The following is a 21,772-nucleotide window of genomic DNA, read 5'->3' as shown; positions in this document are numbered from 1 at the left end:
CACGCCCTGACGCGTGCCTCTTCTGCCTTCGCAACCCCCGTGGTCCGAAGCGACGGCTCCGCCACCTACGTGGTGACGGTCCGTCCGGTGCGTGCTGCTGCGTGGTCAGTGCGGCGTGCTGCCCCCCGACCTAGAAACGCCCGTGGGCCCGCGCGCCGTTCCACCCTCCACCGAACGATCACCCTCCTGTTATCGAAGAGAGACCCATCCTCGCAGCTCAGAGCCGGAATCTGACACAGAGTTCCGGCCACCTTACCGTGTGCGTTCAGGACGTAGGGGCCCTTGACACAACCGGGCCCGCGGCCTCGTCCGAACGCCCCCCGGACTCCTCGCGGCGGCCCTCCTCGCCCGCGTCCTGCTCCGGCGCCTCGCCTGGCTCCTCGCCCGGGTCCTCCGCCTCCTCGCCCGCGTCCTGCTCCGGCTCCCCGGCGGGCGCCGTCGGCAGCGCCTCCGCCCCCGCCGCCGTCACGCGGGTGGCGCCGAAGTAGTCCGCGGAGTCGATCGGGCTGAAGCGGATGACGGCGCCGGTGCGCGGGGCGTCGATCATCTGGCCGCCGCCCACGTAGATCCCGACGTGGCGGATGGCACGCGGGTTGGTGAGGTCGTCGGAGAAGAAGACGAGGTCGCCCGGGAGCAGTTCGTCCCGCGAGGGGTGCGGCCCGGCGTTGTACTGGTCGTTGGCGACGCGCGGCAGCTCGATCCCCACCGTCCGGTACGCCGCCTGCGTCAGCCCCGAACAGTCGAACCGGCCCCCCTGCGCGGCGGTGCCCGTCCCGCCCCACAGGTAGGGCGTCCCCAGCTTCTGCTGCGCGTAGTGGATGGCCTGCGCCGCCTGCTTGGACGGCTCGACCCGGGTCACCGGGCGGGCGAAGCTCTCGGAGAGGTCGGTGATGGTCTTCACGTAGTTCTGCGTCTCGCTGTACGGCGGCACGCCCCCGTACTTGATGACGGCGTACGGCCCGGCGTTGTACGCGGCGAGCATGTTGTGCGTCGGGTCGCCCGGCGCGTCCTTGACGTACTTGGCCAGTTCGCAGTCGTAGGAGGCGGCCGAGGGGATCGCGTCGCGCGGGTCCCAGACGTCCCGTACGCCGTCCTTGTTGCCGTCGATGCCGTGGGTCGCCCAGGTCCCGGGGATGAACTGCGCGATGCCCTGGGCGGCGGCCTGGCTCTGCGCCTTCGGGTTGAAACCGCTCTCCTGGTAGAGCTGGGCGGCGAGCAGGGCCGGGTTGATGGCCGGGCAGAGGTTGCCCCACTTCTGCACGAGGCCCTGGTACTGCGCGGGTACGGCGCCCTTGGCGAGCCCCACCGCACCGCCCGCGACCCCGCCCGCCAGCGACCCGGCGGCGGCCAGCGTGCCGACGAAGAGCAACGCGACGAACCCGAGGCACGCCGTGATCCCGATCCCGCCCACCACCAGAACCTTCTTCACGCCCCCAGGGTCCCCCATCGCGGCCGGAAGCGAACAGATTTCCCCCAGACATGACGCAGACCACGCCTGTGCGGCCGGTATATGACGCCCCCTCGACACAACCACCCCACCGGCCTCGCACGCGGGTCCGGGGCGGAAGGACGGGCTTCCCCGCCCAAGTCGGCCAGGTGCGCGGTCCGCACTCGACGCTCGTGTGGACGTGACCGGGCTGGACGGCGGTGGTGTGGCCGAGGTTGGCGGGGTCCTCCAAGTACAGGGCCAGGGTGTCGGGGGCGGCGGAACGGACGGCCCGGATGTTGGTGGTGGTCGGCGGTGGCCGCGGTGGCCAGGTCGTCGTGGAACTGCGGGGAGGGCTCGACGGCGACGACGCGGCCGTGGGAGCCGACGGCGTGGGCAGCCAGGAGACTGAAGACGCCACGGTGGGCTCCGCCATCGATGAAGGTGGTCCCGGGGCGGAGCCGGTCGCGCGGGAAGGCGCTCGGGTTCGGCTCCCACTCGCCGAACAGGTACTGGTGGCGCTGGATGACGTCGCTGGTGGTGAAGCCGACCTTGTCGCCGGTCAGCAGCCGGACGGTGGTGGGGGCCGGGTGGGTGCGCAGGTGCTCGGCGAGAAGGCTGCCGACGAGCCGGGCCTTCCCTGCGGCTCCGGGCGCGTGGCGGACGTACGTCCTCAGCGCGTGGGCGAGTGCGGAGGCGGACACGGGGGGCTCCTTCGAGTGGGGTGAGGGACGGGGGCTCCGGGCCGGTCGGCGGTGGCAGACTGGCCCGCGAACGAGGGTGATATGAGGGGAGTCGGCAGTGGCCGAGCGTGCTCCGGTGGTGTTCCTGCTGGTGGGGCTCACCGGTTCGGGGAAGACCACATACGCCCGGCGGAAGCTGGAGTCCCGGGGTGCTGTGCGGCTGTCGGTGGACGAGGTCGTCTTCGAGCGACACGGTCGGTACGGCGTCGACTACCCGGAGAACACCTACTTCGAGAAGGAGGCCCCGGTCCTCGCCCAGCTGCGCGAGCGGCTGGCCGAGCTGGTCGCGGAGGGCCGGGACGTGGTGTGGGACCACGGGCTGTGGCCGCGTAAGGACCGCGACGCGATGAAGGAGCTGGTGGAGTCGGCCGGCGGGCGGTGGCGGCTGCTGTACTTCCCGGTGGAGCGCGACGAGCTGCTGCGCAGGCTGTCGGAGCGCAACGAGCGGGAGGACGCGAACGCGCTGGTGGTGACGCCAGAGGCGTTGGACGACTTCTTTGCCCGCTTCGAGGCGCCTCAGGGCGAGGGCGAGGAGCTCGTGGAGCCGGACTGGCTCTGAGGCGTGTGTGGGCGCCAGGTGGTGGCGATCTTTGCGGCTTCGGCGGCCCAGCCGTCCGGCAGGCGGTCGAGGGTGACGCGGCGGAAGGCCAGACGGGGATCGGCGACGTCGATCCGGCCGTTGTGGCGGTCGATGTGCTGCAACAGGCGGGACGCCTCGCTGCGGACGGCCGGGGTGTGCTCGTCCCACGCGCCGGAGGTGAACCGGTCGACCCGTCGGCGCAGGTCGTCCAGGACGCCCGAGCGCCACTTGAAGTGGTGCACGCACGCGAGCGTCCGCGGATCGGGCTTGTGGCCCGGTGTCCGGTGGTTGCCGGACGCCACGGTCACCGAGGAACGGGCGAGGACGATCTTGCGTGGGTCGCCCTTGAGGAGCCGGTGGGTGAGGTGCCCACCGAGCGGGAAGGACCGGTCCAGCCCGGCCTCCGGCCGCCACAGCGCCAGGCGGCCGTCGTTCGAGGCGCGGTCGAGCAAGACCCCGCCGATCACCTTGTGCCCGGCGGCCTTGGCCTGGGCGATCATCTCGGCGAGCGGGGCCGGGTAGGTCTGGAACTCGTCGGAGTCGGCGATCAGGTGCCAGCCGGGACCCGCCTGCCCGCGCAGGAAGTCGCGGAGCCGGGTGTTGGTGTGCTCGTGCCAGGGTCCGGTGCTGACCCGGGCGGGGACGACGCCGAGGTCGTGGCTGGCCGCGAGCAGCTGGTCCCGCCAGGCTTCCGGGACGTGGTCGGGGAAGTGGAAGGCGAGGCGAAACCGCTCGATGCCGAGCTGGCGGTAGTGGGCGGTCCAGGCGGCCAGCAGAGCCGGTTCGACCGGGCCCACCACCGCGATCAGGGCCGGGGAGACGGGGGTCTTCATCAGCACTCCCTGATCAGAGCGGTGTAGGTGTCGGTGAGGAAGGCGGCCTGCTCGACCGCCGAGTTCATGTCCAGGACCCGGCGCGCCGACGGCCCGGGACGGGCGGGCGTCTGGTCCGTGAGGTGGTCCAGCGTCTTGGCGAGGGTGTCCGGATCACCTGCGGGGAAGATCAGCGCCCACGGTTCCCCGGCGAGGCGGGCGGTCAGCTCGGGGTCGTGTGCGGAGACGATCAGCGGGACGCCGAGGCGGGCGGCGTCCATGACCAGCCCCGATTCCTTGCCCACGCCGGGCTTCCGGGCGACGAGGGCCGCGTCGGCGGCGGCGTACACGAGCCGCAGGACCTCGTCGCCGACCGGGCCGGGCACGGTGTGGAGGCGGACGTTGGGGAGCTGGTGCCAGCGGGTGAGGACGGCGTCGTCCAGTGGGGTGCCGCTCACCAGGACGTGCAGCGGGGCGGTGAGGCGGGCGAAGGCCGCATCGATGGTGGCGATGTCCTTGTACGGCCACCAGCCGCCGACCACGCACACCGCCGTCGCGTCGGCGGGGACGGTGAAGGCGCTACGGGCTCCGTCGCGATCGGCGTTGGTCGGAGGGCGGCCGTCGTCAACCGCGAACGCCCGCACCTCGCCCGGCAGGTGAGGAAAGGCCGGTGTGACCTGGTTCCGGACGGCGATGGTCGGGTACAGCGCGATCACCCGCTTCTCGCCCCTGCGGGCGAGCCGGCCCAGCCACCGGATGGGGCGGTCCTCGGCGGTGACCGCCTCGTGGATGAACCGCAGGTGCGGGGTGCCGCCAAGCAGGGCGGCCATGCCGTGCAGGGCTTCGCTGGCGCTGAGGATCACCACCGAAGAGGCTCGCGGTGCGAGGTGGCGTGCGGTGCGAAGGCAGGCGGCCTCGGTCAGGCACCGGGCGAGCAGGGTGATCTGGTGCGGGGACCTGCGGACCGCCTTCGGCCAGCGCCGCGAGGCGAACACCTGTTGACCGGCGGCAGAGACGCGCGCTGTCGCCCGCGCGGCGGTCCGCAGGATCTTGGCTGCCGGTCCGACCGGACCGAGGACGACTCGGGCACCCGACCGCACCAGCGGCGCCAGGTCCTCGCTCAGGCCGCCGGGGGCGAGTATGAGGCTGTCCGGCCGCGCGGCGGCGAGCGCCGCCAGCGTGCGCTGGTGGTGTCCGCCGCCCCGGTGTGCGTACGGCTCGATGAGCACCATGGGCCCGGGGGCGGCGTTCATCCGGTGACCGCCTGCTCGCCGTGCAGGGTGGTGAAGTGCTGGTGCAGCCAGCGCGGGTCGTTGAGTGCTTCGAAGAGTTCCGGGTCGCGCGCGGCGGCCTCGGCGAACGCGATCCCGTCGCGGGCTCCGGTCGCCGCGTAGGCGGCGAATTCGCCGTCGCGGCTGGCCGTCCAGGCGGCGATGCGTTCCTGGGCGGAGGCGCCGGTCATGCCGTACTCGCTGCCGCGCGCGAGCATCGCGCACTCGCGGAAGCCGGACCGCCACGCGTGGAACGGGGTCTGGTTGAACCGTGTGATGCCGGCGGTCCGGCGGCAGAATTCCACCTTGCCGGGCAGGGCGGCCAGCACGTCGACGGCCTGGCCCATCTCCCTCAGCGCCGTACGGCGGATCAGCTTGAGCCCGCCGTAGCCGTAGGTCAGGCCGTTGACCGCGTTGACCGCCTGCCAGACCCGCATCGCCACCCCGTCGGCCAGCGGCTCGACCGTGGCGGTGGGGAACTCGGCGTCGATGGCGAAGTCACCGTCGGCGAGGAAGAACTGCTCGGTGTCGACCAGCTCGGCGGTGAGCCGGTAGGCGCGCCGCATCCCCCGGACTCCGTGGAGCCGCTTGACGGTGCCGCCCAGCACCCGGGACAGACGGGTGTGCAGGGAGCTGGCCAGCGGTTCGTCGTAGGAGAGTTGCACCGCCTCGAACCCGGTCACTTGATCGCCTCCAGGTAGCGGGCGGCGACCAGGGCGGGGGTGAGGTCGGCGGTGGAGGCGTACGCGCGCTTGGCGTGCAGCAGGTAGAACTCGGCGTCCGTGGCGAGGCGCTCGGCGATCTGGACGGCCTGCTCGTCGGTGTCGAACAGCAGCTCGTCGGCGATGTGCTCGGCCAGCCAGCCGGTGCGCGGGCCGATCACGGGCAGGCCCATCGCCTGGCAGTCAATTACCGACATGGACCAGGGGCAGCCAGGGCGGAAGGGAGCGATGCCGAAGTGGGCGCCGGCCAGCAGGTTGCGGTAGCGGACGCGGTCGCCACGGTCGGAGGCGACGGTGACGCCGTCCGTGGTCACCAGCTCCTCCAAGTACCTCTCGGGGCTGGGGTCGAGGCGGATGCGCTCGGGGCTGCGGGTGCCGAACAGGTCCATCACCGTGAGCCGCACCGGGACGTCGGCGACGATGCGGCGGGCGAGCTGGGTGAAGCGGGCGGTGCCGTAGTGCTCGTAGAGGCGGTGGTTGTAAAAGCCGGTGGCCCTGCCTTCGGGCGGGGTGATGTCGGCCGGGTCGCGCACCAGCCGTACGTCCCTGGGGGCGGGGACGATGTACAGCTTGTCGCCGAGGTCGACGCCGGTACGGGCGGCGGCTGCGGTGGTCCAGGAGGCCGCGGTGGAGGAGTGGACCAGGACGCGGTCGCAGACCCCGAGGCCGGCGGCGAAGGCCAGCAGCACGCTGCGGCCGAGGTCCCGGTCGTTCATCGCCGGGTCCAGCTCCAGGACGCCGCTGTCGGTGAAGGAGAACGGCAGGTAGTGGCAGTAGCCGGCGATCAGGGCGTCCACCCCGGCTTCCAGGAGCGCGGCCCGGATGGCGGGGGCGGCCTCGATCTGGTTGGCCACCACCACGTCGGGGCGACGGTCGCGGATCAGGGTGACCAGGGCGTCCATACCGGGGTCGAAGCGGGCCCGGTACTTGGTGGACGGCGAGGTGGTGGGCGCGAAGTGCACGCGGGTGTCGCCGACCGGGACCGGCGAGGCCACGGTCACCTCGGCCCCGGCGTCGGTGAGGGCCGGGGCGAGCATGTCGGCGAAGGTGAAGCCGGAGTCGGCTGACAGCTGACTGGAGTTGGAGACGTTGAGCAGATACAGCACGCGCATCGTTGGAACCCTCCTCGTTGGGGCCCGGGGGGTGACCGGGGCCGGTGGAAGAAGGAAACTGGCGGACGGGACCGTGACAGAATGGTGAGTCGAGATCACTCACGGTTCATTCATCTCATCCGGCGGCCAGGGCGGGGGCTTGATGGACGCGCGGGACGACGCCTTGACGGTCGGGCAGGCCGCCGAAGCGTTCGCGGCAGAGGTCGCCTACTGGCGTGAGGTGCGCGGGCTGGCCAAGCGCGAAGTCGCCAGAAGGATGGGCTTCGATCCCTCCTACGTCAGCCACGTCGAGTCGGGACGGCACAAGCCGACCGAGGACTTCGCCCGCCGCGCGGAGGAGGCCCTGAACGCGGGCAAGGCCATCTGGAAGCGCTGGCTGGACTACGAGCTGGCCAAGGCCCCCGCGGCGCCGGCGGCGGCCGTACCGGCCCCTCGCAAGGTCGAGCAGCCGTACGCGGCCGGCTCGGCGATCGTCGTCGAGCACGATGCGGCCCGGCTGGAGTACGACGGCAGCCTCTACCGGCTCACGATGCGCCGACTGCTGCGGAACACGGGCCATGAGCCGATCACCCGCTACCTGATCCGCATCAGCGTCGACCGCTACCCGGGCGAGCCCGAACAGTCCAACGCCCACTACCGCCTCCACCCACTGACCTGGGACGAGCTCTCCCTGACAGCGACCTGTCGCGGGGAAGCGATGCGCTGGCAGGCCAAGCACGACCGCGACGCCTTCAAGGAGGTGTGGCTGCTGTTCGAGAACGAGCAGGGCCGCTTCCCTCTCTACCCGGGCGAGTCGGTGTGGATCGAGTACGCCTACTCGGTGGGCCAGGAGAAGTGGGGCCGCTGGTTCCAGCGCGCAGTCCGCCTGCCCACCGAGCACCTGGCCGTCGAACTCGCCTTCCCCGCCCGCCTCGTCCCCGCCGTCTGGGGCACCGAGACCTCCATGACCGCCGAAGCGGCGCCGCTGCGAACGGCCCCGCTGCAGCGCGAGGAGAACGGCATGCGCGTCTTCTCCTGGAGCACATCCGCACCGGCACTCCACGCCCGGTACCGTCTGGAATGGCGGTTCCGGAACCAACCCGAACATGACGCGAGCCAAGGGGAGTTCAGGTGAGCCAGGTGCGGCCCAGCGAGCAGATGCGTGACCTCGGCGTCGTGCAGAACGGCGCCCCCGTCCTCACCGAACCCGCCCAAGCCTTCGACCTGCCGGCCGAGCGCGAGACGGCCGAGCACGTCATCGAACAGCTCTTCTTCGCGACAGAGCGGATCGGGCAGGTCCACCCCTTCGCCAAGGGCATGGGCATCGCGGCCCCGCAGATCGCGATCGGCCGGGCCGCCGCCGTGGTCCAGCCTCCCGAGCCCGGCGCCCCGGCGATCGTTCTGCTGAACCCTCGAATCACCGACCGCTCCAGCGATCAGGACGAGCAGTACGAAGGCTGCCTGTCGTTCTTCCACGTTCGCGGCCTGGTCCCCCGGCCGCTCAGGATCACCGTGGAGACCACGACGCTGGAGGGCCAGACGGCGACCACCAGCTACGAACGCGGACTCGCCCGGCTGATCCACCACGAGATCGACCACCTCGACGGGCTGCTCTACACCGCGCGGATGCGGACGGGCGTCGCCCCCATCCCTGTCGAGCGGTACCGCCAGACCGGCCGCTCGTGGGTCTACTGACCCGCCAGCGAGGACCCAGGCAGCAGGGGACGAGGGAACGCCCGTCCCACATCGGGCAGTTCGTGGCGACGTATCGCCCGACCGTGAGCAATCGAGGACACTGGCTAGGGTCGTACCCGTGGACCCACTGACCGAAAAGCAGATCCGTGCCTCGTTCGTCAACAGCACGAAGGGCGAGGCCGCGCGCCTGCGTCTCCCGCTCGACTTCGCCGAGCTGCCCTGGCCCGATCTCGACTTCCTCGGCTGGGTCGACCCGGGCGCGCCGCTGCGCGCACACCTCGTCGTCCCGCGCCCGGACGGCACCCCGCTCGGCGTCTCCCTGCGCGTCCCGGCCGTCGGCCGCACCAGCGCCATGAAGTCGAGCCTCTGCCAGGTCTGCCTGACCGGCCACGCCTCCTCCGGCGTCACCCTCTTCGCCGCCCCGCTGGCCGGCCCGCGCGGGCGTCAGGGCAACACCGTCGGCATCTACCTCTGCGCCGACCTGGCCTGCCCCCTGTACGTACGCGGCAAGCGCCAGCCCCAGCTGCGGTCCGGCCGCCAGGAGGAGTCGCTGACGACGCCGGAGCGGGTGGACCGGATGATGGGCAACCTGGAGGCGTTCACGGCGAAGGTGGTGGGCGGGTGAGGCCGCCCGCCTCGCAGGGGGCCGCCCCTCTCCGCCTCCGCTGATCGATTCGTCGCGGGCCCGGGGCCGAACCCCTGGCACCCCGCGCCGAGGGCGGGCAGACTCCGCCCATGACCCGACCCGAGCCTGACCACAGCTACAAAGCAGACCTGATCCGCTACCTCCAGGAGTCCAGGGACGCCCTGCTCTGGAAGCTGGACGGGCTGTCGGAGTACGACGCCCGCCGACCGCTGACCCCCACGGGGACCAACCTGCTCGGCCTGGTCAAGCACCTCGCCGGGGTGGAACTCGGCTACTTCGGCGACGCCTTCGGCCGCCCGTACTTCACCGAGGAGGCCCTGCCCGCCTGGTGGTGGACCAGGGCCACGGACCCGCACGCCGACATGTACACCACGCCGGACGAGTCACGCGAGGAGATCACGGGCCTCTACCGGCGGGCGTGGGAGCACGCGAAGGCCACGTTCGACGCGCTTGACCTGGACGCGGTCGGCCAGGTCCCGTGGTGGCCCGAGGAGCGCCGCGAGGTCACCCTGCACCACCTCATGACGCGGGTCGCCGCCGAGACCCAGCGGCACGCGGGCCATGCCGACATCCTCCGTGAACTCATGGACGGGGAGGCCGGGTTGCTGAAGAACAAGGACGCGCTGGCGCCGGGCGACGCCGAGAGCTGGGCGCTCCACCGCGAGCGGGTGGAGCGGGCCGCCCGACAGGCGGACGTCGGCTGAGCCACGCCCCCGCCAGGCGGCCCGCTCAGTGGTCGGTCAGGGCCGGTACGAGCAACGACGCGTCCACCGTGCCCAGGCCGCTGGCCTGGTCGTAGCCACGGGTGGCGCGGTGGCCGTCGGCGCCGTTGGTGCCATGGGTGACGTCGAGCAGGCCCGCCTCGCGGCCGGCGTCGACGTTCCGCCCCAGTTCGTACAGGTGGTGGTGGAGCCGGCCGACACGGTCCCCGGCCTCCTGGTCGGCGTCGGCGACGATCCCGGCGAACAGGGGTGCCGCCAGGCTGGTTCCGGCCATCGGCACCCAGGTGGGGGTCCTGCCGTCCTCGGTGAAGTGGATCATGGTCGAGCCGTCGCCGGAGGCGGTCATGGAGAGGTCGGGGACGCCTCGCTTGCCGCCGACGGCCGATTCCACCCGGTTCTGGTAGGAGGGGCGGGCGAAGACCTCGGAGACGCCGCCGCCGGAGGCGCCCGCGCGGTCGTCCCAGACCACGTCGGGGTCGGTCCGCCTCCCCTCGTCGTCCAGGCCGAGCCGGAGGCCGCCGACCGCGAAGACGCTGGGGTCGGAGGCGGGCCAGGACACGCCGCGTACGGGCTCGCCGTCCGCCTCGGTCGGTGCCGCCCCGTCGTCCCCGGCGGGGGCGACCACGGTGATGCCCTTGCGGGCCGCGTCGAGGAAGACCGGCGCCATCTCCTTGAACTCGGGCCGGAGTTCCCGCCCCAGCTTTCCCTTCTCGGGGACGGCGAAGCTCACCGACAGCACGTCGGCCGAGTCGTCCTCGACCACCTGCCGCGTCACCTCGGCGAGGCGCCGCACCCCGGCCGCCGTCAGCCCCTCGTCCTCCTCGCCCCGCGCCGCGTCGACCTGGTGCAGCACCACCTTGGCGTCGGGCGCCATGGCGTGCACCGCCTCGACGGCCAGGGTGGTGTCCTTGGCCTGCGAGACCATCACGTCGCTCTTCCAGTCGAAGGGCGCGGCCTCGCCGTCGTCGGGCCCGTGCCGCACCACCTCGATCCGCGGTGACGCCAGCCGCAGCTTCTCGCTGAACGCCCGCAGGTCGGCCTCCAGCACCGGCGAGCCCACCGGCATCACCACCGCGACCGTCTGCCCCTTGCCGGTCGCCTTCAGCTCCTTCACGCCGTAGACGGTCCGCAGCTGGTCGAAGGTGTAGCAGGAGGTCCGCTGCTCCTTACGGCACTCCTCCTGCGCCTGTCGCACGGAGGGATCGGGCTCGTCGGCGGCGGGCGTCGCCGGCGCCGGTGACCCGGGCACCCGCTGCCCCGCCCCGGCCCCCCGCGACCGCTCGGCCCCGCTCTCCTGCCCGGCCCCCTGGCATCCCGCCACCAGCACCGCCCCCGCCACCAGGGCGACCCCTGCCCGCGCCCTCGCTCCCCTGCCCATACTCCGGCCCTCCACGACGACGGCACCCCGACTCGCCCCGGCCGACCCGAGGCCATCCCACCCTCCGCCGAGGCGGCGGGGGCGGCGAGCGCGCGGGGGCCGGGCGAGTGACGGGGCCGCGACGCCGGGCCGGCCGCTCGGCGACCCGGCCGCCCCTCGTCCGCCGGCGCTGAGCCGCGCCGCGCCCGCGCCTCGCCCGTCAGGCGGGGGCAGTCGTCCCCGGCAACGGCACCCCCCGCAGCTGCGAGCCCCTGGCCGGCCCGTTGACGTGGAACGCGGCCCGGACGGCGGCGACGCCCCTGGCGGCCGTCTCCGGGGTGACCGAGTGGTCGATCGGGTCCGGTGGCAGGTCGCCGTAGAGGGCCTTCTCGCGGAGGCAGGCGTTGCACAGGCCCGGCTGGAACATGGCGGCCTTGCAGTTGGTGCACCTGGGGCGCGCGGCCGGGCGGGGTTTCGGGGCGCGTGGGGCGGGCTTCTTGCGCCGGAGCCGGTCGGCGACCAGGGCCGCCGCCGCGTGGACCCGGGGTGGCAGTCCGGCGGTCAGCGCGTGGAACACGGACGCCTCGTCGGCGCCGACCGCGAACCACTCGTCCAGCAGCGGCGCCAACCGCCGTGCCTCGTCGGCCCCGAGCGTGAGCCGCCGGTCCCGCAGACCGAGCTTCGCCAGCACCTCGGCGCTGCCGGTGAGGGGTTCCTCGCGGCGAGGACGCTGGGGCGCGTCTGCGGGGTCGGGGGGCGGCACCTCGCCCTCAGCCGCCTCGGAGGTCTCCCAGACGACGGGAGGGGCACCTGAGGGCTCTGGCGCAGGCGTGGAGGCCGAGGGGTCCGTGGCGGGTGGTGGGGGCGATGCCTCGGCCGCCGCCTCGGCAGGATGGTGGTCGTCCACCGGTGCGCGCGGTACGGGGACAGTGATCGGCGACTCCGGCCGCACGGGGGACGGTTGGGGTTCGAGGGGCTGTCCGGCGGCTGCGGGGGCCGCAGCCGACGGGTCCGTGGCGGGTGGTGGGGGCGAAGCCTGGGCCGCCGCTTCGGCGGGGTGGTGGTCGTCCACCGGTGCGCGCGGTACGGGGACGGTGATCGGCGACTCGGGCCCAGCGGGCGCCGGTTTGGGTTCTGGGAGCTGTTCGGCGGGGGCGGGGGCCGCCTCGCGGCTCTTGCGGGGGCGCTTCGGGCGGCGTCCGCAGACGCCCGCGTCCTCCGCCTCCGCGCCGTCCGCTCCGGGGGAGGGGACTCCCAGGGTGGGGGGTCTTGTACTCCCCGTCTTGCCCGTATGGGTAAGGCCGGGCCCGCCGACTGTCGGTTCACCGGAGGCCGGGTTTCCGGACACCGCCTCGCAGACCTCGCCGAGGCTCGCCACGTCCCGCTCGTCGGCCGGGTCCGGCTCATCGACGTACGGCAGGTCGAAGACCTCGTAATGGGTGGAGAAGCGGCCGGTCGGGCCCTGGCGCTTGACCCGGCGGAGGTAGCGGGCCTCCTCCAACTGCCGCAGGGCGGCGGCCACCCGGTCACGCCCTTCGTCCCTGAGTCCGGCGAGCTGGCGTACCGAGGTCCTGCTGCCGTCAGGGAGCCCGAGGAGGTACGAGAGGATGCCCGCCGCCGTCCACGAAAGGCGCTTGTCGCGTGTCGTGACGTTCGGGAGAGTGGTGAAAGCACGCTTGGGCGCGCTACGGTAAATGCGCATTGGGAAGGTTGAGTTCCTGGTGTCGTGACGGCAGGGAGCGGCAACTCCCGTGTACGTCTGCCCCCGTGTGCTACGCACCGGGGGCTTTTCCTATGAGCGGGCATATGCGCCGCTCGACGGCGACTCTATGTGAGCCCGAAAGGGCGAAGGCAAGCCCGAACAGGCATTTCGGGCCCGCACAGACGGATATTCACTCTTCCGTGTGAAGCGTCGAAGGCGGCACCCCCTCCTCCAGCTCCCCGAGCACGCCCAGATCGCCCGCCGCCCAGGCCAGCAGGGTGCTCCGGAGCAGCAGCGGGTGCACCAACCCCCCTCTCGTGTCCGGCTGATGGCGCCACCTCAGCGGCCAGGTCCAGCCGCCCAGCGCCGGTACGGGGATGAACGCGATCCGGCCCGACTCCCCCGTCAGCCGGGTCACCCCGTCCGGCCAGCTCCGGTGGCCCGTCGACCCGACCGGCACGAGGAAGTACACCGCCCGCCGCCCCCTGACCTCCTCGACCACCGGGCCGGGCTCGCCCAAGGTCATCTGCGCCATCGCCTCGGCGATCAGCCGCCCGGCACACCCGTCCACCCGCACGGCGTCGAACCGCACACCCGCCTTGCGCAGTTGGACCCCGCAGGAGGGCACCCAGTCCAGTTTCGTCGCGTGACTTTCCGTATTCATAGGCCCAGTGAAGTACCCCGGAAGTACCGTTTCCATGACTCTCTGTCGATGATCGCCAACACTGGGAAGTCGGCGGGTCCATCAGGAGACTGTTTGAGTTCGTTTGAGGTCAGGGGTGACCACATTGGGGCGAAAAGAGAAGGCGAGCAAGGGGCGGCTCTCGCCTGGCGCAAGTCGAGCTACAGCGACGGGGGCGGCGGCGACTGCGTCGAAGTCTCCCCCTGTGCCTGCCCCACCCCCACCACCCTCCACATCCGCGACTCCAAGAACCCCACCGGCCCCACCCTCACCCTCAGCAGCACCGCTTGGGCGGCGTTCGTCGCCTCCGCGTGACGTAGCTCGATGACGTCGCGGTATGCGGCCGGACGTTGGGGCTCGGGGGCGGCAAGGGCGTAGCCGGGGTCTGCCTGTACGTCCCGGCTGCGGCCACCGGTCTGCGGCCGGGCGGCGATCTCGACGTGTCCGTGGGCGTCCGGCGGGGCGTGCGGGAGGCGGCGGGCGGCTGGGTGCGGTCACCCGGCGGGCTTGTCCCACTCCTGGGACAGGACCGCCCACAGCTCCATGTCGAGGCGCCTGCCCCGGTGGACGAAGGCCGAGCGGCGGACGCCCTCGCGGGTCATGCCGAGGCGGCGGGCGACGGCGATGCTCGGCGCGTTGTCCGTGGCCACGTGCCACTCGACCCGGCGTATCCCGCGCTCCTGGAACGCCCAGTCGATGATCACGCGGCAGGCCCGCGTCACGAGGCCCTGCCCGACCGCCGAGGGCTCCAGCCAGCAGCCCGCCTCGGCGACCCCGTGCACGGGGTCGAAGGTGCGGAAGAGGACGCCGCCGACCAGCGTCCCTTGCCGCCAGATCCCGTACAGCCGGCCGCTGTCGGCCGCCTGCCTGTCCGCGTACGACTGGAGGAAGGCGCGGCTCCCGGCCAGGTCCCGGACGACGTCCGGCAGGCCGTTGCGCTCCCCGGCGTACTCCCGCGCGCGGTCCATGTGCGCCAGGAACTCGTCCGCCCGCCAGGGCTCGACGGGGCGGAGTTCGGCGCCTTCGGGGCCGAGGGGGTGGGTGAACATGGGGGCCTTCCGTCGCAGGGGCGCGGTGCGGTGCGCGGGGATGCTCTCACGGGGGCGGGGGCCGCGCAGCCGGTTTCCCGGCGCGGGGGCGGTGTGGCGCCGACCGAGGTCGGGCCGGGCAGCGCGGGCGGGTCCGGCGCGGTGCCCCGAGGTGGGCCGGGCCGCCCCCCGGCGGGGGTGGGCCCGTTCGCGTCGGCAGACAGGCGCCGCCGTCCGTTTCCGCGCAGAATGTAGGGGGTCGGCCACCCCGGCGCGTACCGAGCGCGGCCGGACCGGGAGCCGGGGCCGGGCAGGAGGAGGCTCATGCAGCGCAGCGCGTCCGGCGAACCCGATCCGCAGGCCGAGACCCCGACCGACGCGTCGGCCACCGCCAGGATGGCGCTGGCCGTCAACAACATGGGCGCCTACACCTGGACCCTCTCCGACGGCAAGCTCCGGTACGACGAGGGTGGCGAGGCGGTCATGGGCTTCCGGCCCGGGGAGTTCGACGGGCGGTTGGCGATGCTCGCCGAGCGGATGCTGCCGTTGGAGGTGCCGGCGGTCCGGGAGCAGGTGGAACAGGCGTTGCGGGAGCGGTCCAGCTTCAGCACGTACTTCCGGGTGCGGCACCCGAACGGCGCACTGCGCTGGACCCACACGCAGGGGCACGTGATCACCGACGAGCAGGGCAAGCCGGAACGGGTGATCGGGATCGTCCGGGAGGCCAGCCAGGAGCTGCGTGCCGTCGACCAGACGGCGGAACTGCGGCGGGCCCGCAGCGAGCGGCGCCGCCAGGCCGACATCGTCGGCCACGTCAGCGACACCCTGGTGCCCACCCTCACCGTGGACGACCTCGCGGAGGCGCTCACCTCCGACCAGCTGCTGGAGCAGCTCGGCGTCGCCAGCATCATCCTGGGCATGGTCGACGCCGGGCACATGCGGCTGATCGGCGCCAACGGCGTCCCCGCCGAGCTGCTGCGCGACTTCCACCTCTCCCGCCTGGAGCAGCCCCTGCCGCTCACCGAGGCGGTCCGCACCCGCGAGGCGGTCTTCATCATGGGCCGCCAGGACTTCGTCGACCGGTACCCGTCGCTGGAACCGTACGCACGCGAGTTCCCCCAGGGGGCCTCCTCCGTCTACCTCCCGCTGATCGCGCAGGGCGAGGCCATCGGTGCCGTCGGCCTCGCCTACGAGGGCCGGGCCCGCTTCCCCCAGGACGAGCGGACCGTGCTGCGCGCCCTCGGCAAGGTCATCGCCCAAGCCCTGCAACGCGCCCTCCTCTACGACCAGGAGCACGAACTCGCCGCCGGACTCCAGACGGCCATGCTCCCCGGGCACCTCCCCCACGCCCCCGGCCTGGAGCTGGCCGCCCGCTACCGGCCCACCCGGGCCCGGGGCGGCATCGGCGGCGACTGGTACGACGCGCTGCTGCTCTCCGACGGCCGAGTGGGGGCCCTCATCGGCGACGTGCAGGGCCACGACGTGACGGCCGCCGCCATCATGGGGCAACTGCGGATCGCGCTGCGGGCGTACGCGGCCGAGGGGCACCCGCCGACCACCGTCATGGCGCGCGGCTCGGTCTTCCTCACCGAACTCGACACCGGGCGCTTCGCCACCTGCCTCCTCGCCGTGCTCGACCCGCGCACCGGCATGACCACGATCGTGCGGGCCGGCCACCCCGACCCCGCCCTGCGGCTCGCGGACGGCACCACCTCCGGCCTCGACGTCCCCGGCGGCCTCCCCCTCGGCCTCACCTCATCAAAGGCCCAGCCCGTCTACCCGGCCTACGAGACCCTCCTCGAACCCGGCTCGACGCTGCTGCTCTGCACCGACGGGCTGTTCGAGTCCCGCTCCCAGGACATCGACACGGGACGCGCCCGGCTCCTCGACGCGCTCCGCAACGGGCCCGGCGACCCCGAGGGGCTGGCCGACCACCTGCTGGGCGCCATGGCCCCGTACACGGGCGAGGAGGACGACGTGGCGCTGCTGGTGCTGCGCCGCCTGGCCGGCCCGTCCACCCCGGCCCAGCGACTGGAGGCGGTCATCGCCCCGGGCGACCCGGAGGCGCTGCGGGCCGCCCGACAGGATCTGCGGGCCGCGCTGGAGAGCTGGCAGCTGGACACCCTCGCCGACACCGCCGTCCTGCTCACCAGCGAACTCGTCACCAACGCCCTGCTGCACACCGGCGGCGAGACGAGGCTGACGGCCCGCCCGGTACGGCGCGAGGGCGGCAGCCGAGCACTGCGGCTCTCCGTCACCGACACCTCACCCGCCTCACCGCGCCGCCGGGCCGCCACGGGCGAGCACACCTCGGGGCGGGGCATGCTCCTCGTGGAGGAACTGGCCAGCGCCTGGGGCGTGGAGCCGCGCGGCAACGGCAAGACGGTGTGGTGCGAGATCTCGTTGGCGGTGCCCTGAGGGCGGGGGCAGATCTGTCGCTGACTTATTGTTCGACAGCCCCTTCGGCGCCGGGTGAGCAGGCAGTGTAGGTCTTTGGCAGCCATACCCGCGTTCGACGGTGCGACGACCACTTCCGCGGGGTCGGGGCCGCCTTCACGGCAAGGGGGATCAGAGATATGGCCAGCAACATCAGAGTGCCCGTACGCGTCGCGTCCGCCCACACCGTTCGGCCGCGCGGCCGGGCCCCCGGCCGACGAGCCGAACGCGTTCGCCCGCACCGGCAGTACTGAGCCGGCCCGCCTCTCCCCGTTTCCGTCCTCACGGCCGCCTCCGGCGTGCCGACTTCACGGATTCCGCTGCCCGCACGGCCCGGAATCCGGTGCCCCGGTGGCCTCTTCCGGTTCGCCATGCCGTGGATCGAGGCCGCCGCCGCTCCGTTCCCGCCGGGAAAGGATTCAGAGATGGTCATGCCCGAAACCGGACGCCGCACCACATCCCAGCACCTCCACTTCACCTTCGACGACCTGCTCAAGGTCCGCATCGGCGACGAGGTCCTCCCGCACGTCGAGACGTACTTCGCGCTGCGCGCCCTGTCCGCGCCGCCCAACGCCGCACTGTCCCCCTGGCGGGACCTGGTCCGGCCCGCCCTCGGCTCCCTGCTCGGGCTGTTGAAGCAGCTCGGGCAGTGGCTCCCCTCGCCGTCGGCCCTGTTGGGCCTCACCCTCGGCGGCTCGCACGAGACGCGGGTCGCCCAGCTGCGGACCGGCGTCACGGGTGAGCGGCTGCGCGAGGCGCTGAACACCTTCTGGCGGGTCGCCGTCGAGCCGTACTGGCGGCAGATCACCGCCCATGTCCGCCGCTGCCAGCAGGAGTTGCGCGAGCGACTGGCCCACGGCGGGGTGGCGGACCTGCTCTCCCACCTGCCGGGCGGGAGCAACTGGCAGCAGCCGGTGCTGCGGCTGCCCGACGAGCGGGGCGGGGAGGTACGCCTCTCCGGCCGCGGGCTGCGCCTGGCCTCCTCGCTCTTCCTCCCGCAGCGGGGACGCCGGGTCCTGGAGCTGAGCGACGGCAGGGGACAGCCGACGCTCTACCTGCCGGCGCCGCTCGCCCAGGAGGACGCCCCGACGCTCTGGGGCGCGGCGGCGGGTGGGGAACGCTCCCTCGCCGCCCTCATCGGCGCGGGCCGGGCCCGGGTGCTCCAGGCCCTCACGGAGCCCCGGACGACGGGAGAACTGGCCCAGCTGGCGGGGATCTCCGGGCCGGGGGCCAGCCAGCACACGGCGGTGCTGCGGAAGGCCGGGCTGATCACCACCCGGCGCGAGCGGAACATGGCCTGGCACGAACTGACGCCGCTGGGGCGGGCCATGCTGACCAACCTGGAGAGCACCGGGACGCACCGCAGGCCCGCGACGGTCTCGCCGCTCCCCGCGCCCGCCTGCTGAGGGGAGGGACGCCGTGGTGCCCGGGGGACGTGGCGGCCCCCGGGCAGGTGGCCGCCCGGACCGTCAGGCGGGGACGAGCCGGGAGCGGACCCGGCCCTGGGCGTAGAGGCGGCGGACGTCGCGGAGCAGGTTGATCCGCTTGAGCCAGCGGTCCTCACCGTCGTACCGGGGGGTGAACGGGTCCCGGCCGTGCACGACCTTGTAGTTGTCGATGAAGACCAGGTCACCGGGGTGGAGCACGACCCGGCCCGCCGAGGAGCGCAGCGCGGCGTCGGTGACGCGCACCGCCTCGGCCGCCGCCGGGTCGGCGCCCGCCATGAAGTCCACGTCGAAGCGGAGGTACGGCGCGTGTTCCGGGCCGAACAGCACGCGCTCCTCGGGGTAGGCGGCGGGGCCGCCCTCCCGGCCCGGCGCCGGGCCGCTGTGCGAGTCGTCCGGGAAGAAGCGGAACCTCGGCTCCGCGAGCGTCCCGCGCGCCCCGGCCGGCAGGTCCACGTCCTCGACGCTGGCGACGGTGGTCCCCACGGCGTCCGGGTTGCGCAGGCACAGCAGTGCCACGTAGTCGGCGCGGCACGGGTGGAAGACGTCCTCGGTGTGCAGGGAGAGCGTCTTCTCGCTACTGGCGCTGGTCAGCGAGGACTCCATGCCCGGAGCCGGGCAGATGTCGTGGACGATGCGCCCCTCCTGCTGGCTCTCCCAGCCGAAGGCGTCGCCCATGACCGAGCCGCAGAGCAGCAGCGCGGCCTCCTCCCGGCGCCCCGCGGCCGACTTGGCCGCGGCCTCCCAGCCGGTGGGCGTGGGGACCAGCGCGGGGTCGAGGGGGATACCGGAGACCACCGTGAGGTCGGACTCCGCGGTCCGGGCCTCGGCCAGGAACTCCCGCAGCCTCAGCGGCAGTCCGGGGGCCGCCGCGGTGGCGGCCTCGGCGGCCTCCAGCGGGTCCCAGTCGTGGCCGGCGTCGAGGAACCGGCCGACCAGGGTGTCCAGCTCGCCCTGTTCGGCCTCGGTCAGCTGCAGCCTTCGCATTCTTCTCCCCCTACCGGGCTAGGAACCGCTGCCGGCGCGGAGCGAGGCCGGCCGCATGTCGGTCCAGTGGGTGTCGACGTACTCGGCGCAGGCGTCGCGCCCGGCCGGACCGTGGACGGTGGACCAGCCGTCCGGTACGTCGATGAAGTCGGGCCAGAGCGAGTGCTGGCCCTCGTCGTTGGCCAGGACCCTGAAGGTTCCGTCCGGGTCGTCGAAGGGATTGGCCATGGTCGTTCCTTTCGGCGCCCTCGGTCGGAGGGCGGTCTCGCTCCCCGTCGGGGAGGCGTGGGGTTCGAGGGGCGGGGAGGGGCTCAGAGCCCGCGTGCGGCCCGCAGCACCAGGTCGTTGGCGTCGGGCGTGCCGATGGTGAGGCGGATGCCTTCGCCGGGGTAGAGCCGCACCTGGACCCCCGCCCGGGCACACGCCTGGTGGAAGGCGGCGCACCGCTCCGGCTCGTCGAGCCAGAGGAAGTTGGCGTGGCTCTCCAGTACCCGCCAGCCCAGCTGCCGGAGCGCGGCCCCCGTCCGGACGCGCTCGGCGGTGAGGGTGGCGATGCGTTCGTCCAGCTCCGCCTCGGCGCCGACCGAGGCGACGACGGCGGTGCGCGCGGTCTCGGTGATGGAGTAGGGCACCGACATGGTCCGGATGCGGCGCGCGGTCTCGGGCGTGGTCAGGCCGTACCCGATCCGCAGGCCGGCCAGCCCGTACGCCTTGGAGAAGGTGCGCAGGACCACGAGGCCGGTGCGGCCGGCCTTGAGGAGATCGACACCCTGCGGCAGCACGGTGTCCCCGGCGAACTCCATGTACGCCTCGTCCAGCAGGACGAGCACGTGCGGGGGCAGGGCGTCGAGGAACCGCTCCAGGGCCCGCGCCCGCAACGCGGTGCCCGTCGGGTTGTGCGGGTTGCACAGGATCACCACGCGGGTCCGCTCGGTGACGGCCTCCAGGATGCGGTCCAGGTCCTGCTCACCGTCGGGGGTGAGCGGCACCTCGACGCGGCCGGCGCCCGCCATGTCGGTGATGATCGGGTAGGCGTCGAAGGCCCGCCAGCCGTAGACGACCTCGTCCTGGGGGCCGTCGGTGAACGCCTGGAGGGTCTGGAGCGCGACCCCCACCGAGCCGCTGCCGACGACCACGGACTCCGGCGCCACCCCGCGCCATTCCGCGATGAATTCCATCAGGTGGTCCGCGTAGAACTGCGGATACCGATGGATTTCCTGGATGCCGTCGGCAATGGCCTTACGCACCGACTCCAGCGGCGGGTACGGCGTTTCGTTGAGGGCCAGGGAATGGAGGGTGCGGGGTTCCTCGCTGACAGCCGTCATGACGCTCCCCTCTTTCCGCGCGGGCCCCGGGAAGCGTTCTCACTCACTGTCGTCCCGCTCCAGCTGGAAGATCACGGTGTTCGCCGGAGTGCTGTACACGTGCTGCTTCACGCACTTCCAGCCGGACTCCTCGAACACCGAATACCATTCCTCGCGCGTGGGGATGTACTGGCCCATCAGCGCGTGCGCCGTCTCGAATCCCATCGTGAACAGCGGGAGATCCGGCGTTTCGTCGTCCGCGTTGCGGTGGGTGTCGCAGAGCACGAAGTGCTTGAGGTTGGGGAGTTGCGTCCGGATTCCCCGGAAGAGTTCGACGCACTGCTCGCGCGGCCAGAAGTCGTGGCCCATGAGGAAGGAGGTCATGAGTTCGACGTCCTTGAACACCTCGTACTCGCCCAGCTTGCGGGCGTCGCCGCGGACCAGGGTCACCCGGTCCTGGAGACCGTTGGCCGCCACCGCCGCGGTGCCGACCTCGATGGCGCCGGCCGCGATGTCGAGACCCACGCAGGTCACCGAGGGGTCGCGCTTGGCCAGCTGGATCAGGCGCTCCCCGCTGCCGCAGCCGAGGTCGGCGGCGACGGAGAAGTCGAGGCCGTCCAGCACCTCGGTGAAGGCGGCGTCCATGAAGACGTCGTTGGCGTCCCGGCAGGCGATGCTCACGGCGGTGCTGTCACGCCGGATGTAGTCGCCGGTGCGGTGCTTCTCGTAGACGACCTCGCCCATGCGCTGGAAAAGCGATCCGTAGCCCTTGGTGAGCCACTGGAAAAGCCCCTTCGACTGGGCGAACTCCTCGAACGTGGCCCCTCTGGTCACCCGGTCCACGTCGACCTTCACGATGTCGGCGTAGGAGAGTGCCCGGAGCAGATAGCGCAGCGAGGGCTCGTCCATCTCCTCCTTCTTGGCGTACCACGGTATGTCGATCTCATCCGCTTCGGTGAGCGCTTTGAAGAGGTCGATGTCCCAGGCCGCGCTGACCGCCCAGGTGGCGATGGAGGAGTTGAAGAGCTGTGCCGATTTCGCGAATTCGGTGGCTCCGCCGCTCATGGATGCGACTCCGTTCCCGTAGAGATGAGCCGCTCCGGGTGGACGGCTCGGTTTTCGC

At 72.8% G+C, this 21,772-nt stretch carries 22 protein-coding genes; 9 read left to right on the top strand and 13 right to left on the bottom strand.

Going from position 1 to position 21,772, the window contains the following annotated elements; all coding sequences use genetic code 11:
- Positions 1 to 265 precede the first annotated feature (265 nt).
- Positions 266 to 1,447 carry an NlpC/P60 family protein gene (locus ACSLIC_RS13980; protein WP_436738003.1) on the bottom strand — a complete coding sequence of 394 codons (1,182 nt, stop codon included), beginning with the start codon at positions 1,445 to 1,447 and terminating at the stop codon, positions 266 to 268.
- Between the two features lie 275 nt (positions 1,448 to 1,722).
- Here ACSLIC_RS13980 and ACSLIC_RS13975 point away from each other — a divergent pair, with 275 nt between their 5' ends.
- Both ACSLIC_RS13975 and ACSLIC_RS13970 read left to right on the top strand, forming a co-directional pair.
- Entirely contained in the window at positions 1,723 to 2,154 is a 432-nt protein-coding gene (locus tag ACSLIC_RS13975) for a hypothetical protein (RefSeq protein ID WP_436738002.1), read from the top strand.
- A gap of 73 nt (positions 2,155 to 2,227) precedes the next feature.
- Positions 2,228 to 2,728, top strand: a complete 501-nt coding sequence (locus ACSLIC_RS13970; RefSeq protein ID WP_436738001.1) for an AAA family ATPase — start codon at positions 2,228 to 2,230, stop codon at positions 2,726 to 2,728.
- On the opposite strand, the gene ACSLIC_RS13965 is transcribed toward ACSLIC_RS13970, so the two are convergent.
- From ACSLIC_RS13965 to ACSLIC_RS13950, 4 genes are read right to left on the bottom strand one after another with little or no spacing between them, the layout of a single operon-like run.
- Complete coding sequence (locus tag ACSLIC_RS13965; protein WP_436738000.1) at positions 2,686 to 3,582, bottom strand: glycosyltransferase family 2 protein; 897 nt, start codon at positions 3,580 to 3,582, stop codon at positions 2,686 to 2,688. The genes ACSLIC_RS13970 and ACSLIC_RS13965 overlap by 43 nt on opposite strands.
- The gene (locus ACSLIC_RS13960; RefSeq protein ID WP_436737999.1) at positions 3,582 to 4,814 is read right to left on the bottom strand and encodes a hypothetical protein; all 1,233 of its coding nucleotides are present in this window, start codon (positions 4,812 to 4,814) and stop codon (positions 3,582 to 3,584) included. Before ACSLIC_RS13960 ends, ACSLIC_RS13965 begins: the two co-directional genes overlap by 1 nt.
- Complete coding sequence (locus ACSLIC_RS13955) at positions 4,811 to 5,515, bottom strand: hypothetical protein (protein WP_436737998.1); 705 nt, start codon at positions 5,513 to 5,515, stop codon at positions 4,811 to 4,813. Before ACSLIC_RS13955 ends, ACSLIC_RS13960 begins: the two co-directional genes overlap by 4 nt.
- Positions 5,512 to 6,666, bottom strand: coding sequence for a glycosyltransferase family 1 protein (locus ACSLIC_RS13950; RefSeq protein WP_436737997.1), 1,155 nt, complete (start codon positions 6,664 to 6,666; stop codon positions 5,512 to 5,514). Before ACSLIC_RS13950 ends, ACSLIC_RS13955 begins: the two co-directional genes overlap by 4 nt.
- A 142-nt stretch (positions 6,667 to 6,808) precedes the next feature.
- On the opposite strand from ACSLIC_RS13950, the gene ACSLIC_RS13945 reads away from it, so the two are divergent.
- The 4 genes from ACSLIC_RS13945 (at position 6,809) to ACSLIC_RS13930 (ending at position 9,690) form a co-directional block, all read left to right on the top strand.
- A complete protein-coding gene (locus tag ACSLIC_RS13945; protein ID WP_436737996.1) occupies positions 6,809 to 7,780 on the top strand; it encodes a helix-turn-helix domain-containing protein in 972 nt (323 codons plus the stop codon).
- Complete coding sequence (locus ACSLIC_RS13940; protein WP_436737995.1) at positions 7,777 to 8,340, top strand: peptide deformylase; 564 nt, start codon at positions 7,777 to 7,779, stop codon at positions 8,338 to 8,340. Before ACSLIC_RS13945 ends, ACSLIC_RS13940 begins: the two co-directional genes overlap by 4 nt.
- Positions 8,341 to 8,458: 118 nt before the next feature.
- A complete protein-coding gene (locus ACSLIC_RS13935) occupies positions 8,459 to 8,965 on the top strand; it encodes an FBP domain-containing protein (protein ID WP_436737994.1) in 507 nt (168 codons plus the stop codon).
- A 110-nt stretch (positions 8,966 to 9,075) separates the two neighbouring features.
- A complete protein-coding gene (locus ACSLIC_RS13930; RefSeq protein ID WP_436737993.1) occupies positions 9,076 to 9,690 on the top strand; it encodes a DinB family protein in 615 nt (204 codons plus the stop codon).
- A 25-nt stretch (positions 9,691 to 9,715) separates the two neighbouring features.
- Here ACSLIC_RS13930 and ACSLIC_RS13925 read toward each other — a convergent pair whose 3' ends face one another.
- The 3 genes from ACSLIC_RS13925 to ACSLIC_RS13915 all read right to left on the bottom strand — a co-directional run bounded on the left by ACSLIC_RS13925 (position 9,716) and on the right by ACSLIC_RS13915 (position 13,431).
- On the bottom strand, positions 9,716 to 10,903 hold the full coding sequence (locus tag ACSLIC_RS13925) for a S53 family peptidase (RefSeq protein ID WP_436737992.1): 1,188 nt from the start codon (positions 10,901 to 10,903) through the stop codon (positions 9,716 to 9,718).
- A 382-nt stretch (positions 10,904 to 11,285) separates the two neighbouring features.
- Positions 11,286 to 12,767 carry a hypothetical protein gene (locus ACSLIC_RS13920; protein ID WP_436737991.1) on the bottom strand — a complete coding sequence of 494 codons (1,482 nt, stop codon included), beginning with the start codon at positions 12,765 to 12,767 and terminating at the stop codon, positions 11,286 to 11,288.
- A gap of 190 nt (positions 12,768 to 12,957) precedes the next feature.
- A complete protein-coding gene (locus ACSLIC_RS13915) occupies positions 12,958 to 13,431 on the bottom strand; it encodes a hypothetical protein (RefSeq protein WP_436737990.1) in 474 nt (157 codons plus the stop codon).
- Positions 13,432 to 13,524: 93 nt separating this feature from the next.
- On the opposite strand from ACSLIC_RS13915, the gene ACSLIC_RS13910 reads away from it, so the two are divergent.
- Complete coding sequence (locus ACSLIC_RS13910) at positions 13,525 to 13,764, top strand: DUF397 domain-containing protein (protein WP_436737989.1); 240 nt, start codon at positions 13,525 to 13,527, stop codon at positions 13,762 to 13,764.
- 179 nt (positions 13,765 to 13,943) lie between these two features.
- Here the strand turns inward: ACSLIC_RS13910 and ACSLIC_RS13905 are convergent, their stop codons facing one another.
- Positions 13,944 to 14,498 carry a GNAT family N-acetyltransferase gene (locus ACSLIC_RS13905; RefSeq protein ID WP_436737988.1) on the bottom strand — a complete coding sequence of 185 codons (555 nt, stop codon included), beginning with the start codon at positions 14,496 to 14,498 and terminating at the stop codon, positions 13,944 to 13,946.
- A 303-nt stretch (positions 14,499 to 14,801) separates the two neighbouring features.
- Between ACSLIC_RS13905 and ACSLIC_RS13900 the strand changes: the two genes are divergently transcribed.
- The gene (locus ACSLIC_RS13900; protein ID WP_436737987.1) at positions 14,802 to 16,895 is read left to right on the top strand and encodes a SpoIIE family protein phosphatase; all 2,094 of its coding nucleotides are present in this window, start codon (positions 14,802 to 14,804) and stop codon (positions 16,893 to 16,895) included.
- A gap of 443 nt (positions 16,896 to 17,338) precedes the next feature.
- Positions 17,339 to 18,319 (top strand): ArsR/SmtB family transcription factor, encoded by a 981-nt coding sequence (locus tag ACSLIC_RS13895; protein WP_436737986.1) that lies wholly within the window; start codon positions 17,339 to 17,341, stop codon positions 18,317 to 18,319.
- 63 nt (positions 18,320 to 18,382) lie between these two features.
- Here ACSLIC_RS13895 and ACSLIC_RS13890 read toward each other — a convergent pair whose 3' ends face one another.
- The 4 genes from ACSLIC_RS13890 to ACSLIC_RS13875 form a co-directional block, all read right to left on the bottom strand.
- Positions 18,383 to 19,345: a TauD/TfdA family dioxygenase gene (locus ACSLIC_RS13890; RefSeq protein ID WP_436737985.1), complete on the bottom strand. Its 963-nt coding sequence runs from the start codon at positions 19,343 to 19,345 to the stop codon at positions 18,383 to 18,385.
- 18 nt (positions 19,346 to 19,363) lie between these two features.
- Positions 19,364 to 19,573 (bottom strand): MbtH family protein, encoded by a 210-nt coding sequence (locus ACSLIC_RS13885; protein WP_436737984.1) that lies wholly within the window; start codon positions 19,571 to 19,573, stop codon positions 19,364 to 19,366.
- Positions 19,574 to 19,656: 83 nt separating this feature from the next.
- Complete coding sequence (locus ACSLIC_RS13880; protein WP_436737983.1) at positions 19,657 to 20,670, bottom strand: histidinol-phosphate transaminase; 1,014 nt, start codon at positions 20,668 to 20,670, stop codon at positions 19,657 to 19,659.
- 39 nt (positions 20,671 to 20,709) lie between these two features.
- Positions 20,710 to 21,714, bottom strand: coding sequence for a methyltransferase domain-containing protein (locus tag ACSLIC_RS13875; RefSeq protein WP_436737982.1), 1,005 nt, complete (start codon positions 21,712 to 21,714; stop codon positions 20,710 to 20,712).
- Positions 21,715 to 21,772: the final 58 nt, after the last annotated feature.

Origin of the sequence: Streptomyces sp. BBFR102, assembly GCF_051397025.1 — a bacterium.
GTDB lineage: Bacteria > Actinomycetota > Actinomycetes > Streptomycetales > Streptomycetaceae > Streptomyces.
The sequence above is the reverse complement of the archived record's forward strand: the minus strand, read 5'-3'. Positions and strand labels throughout refer to the sequence as shown.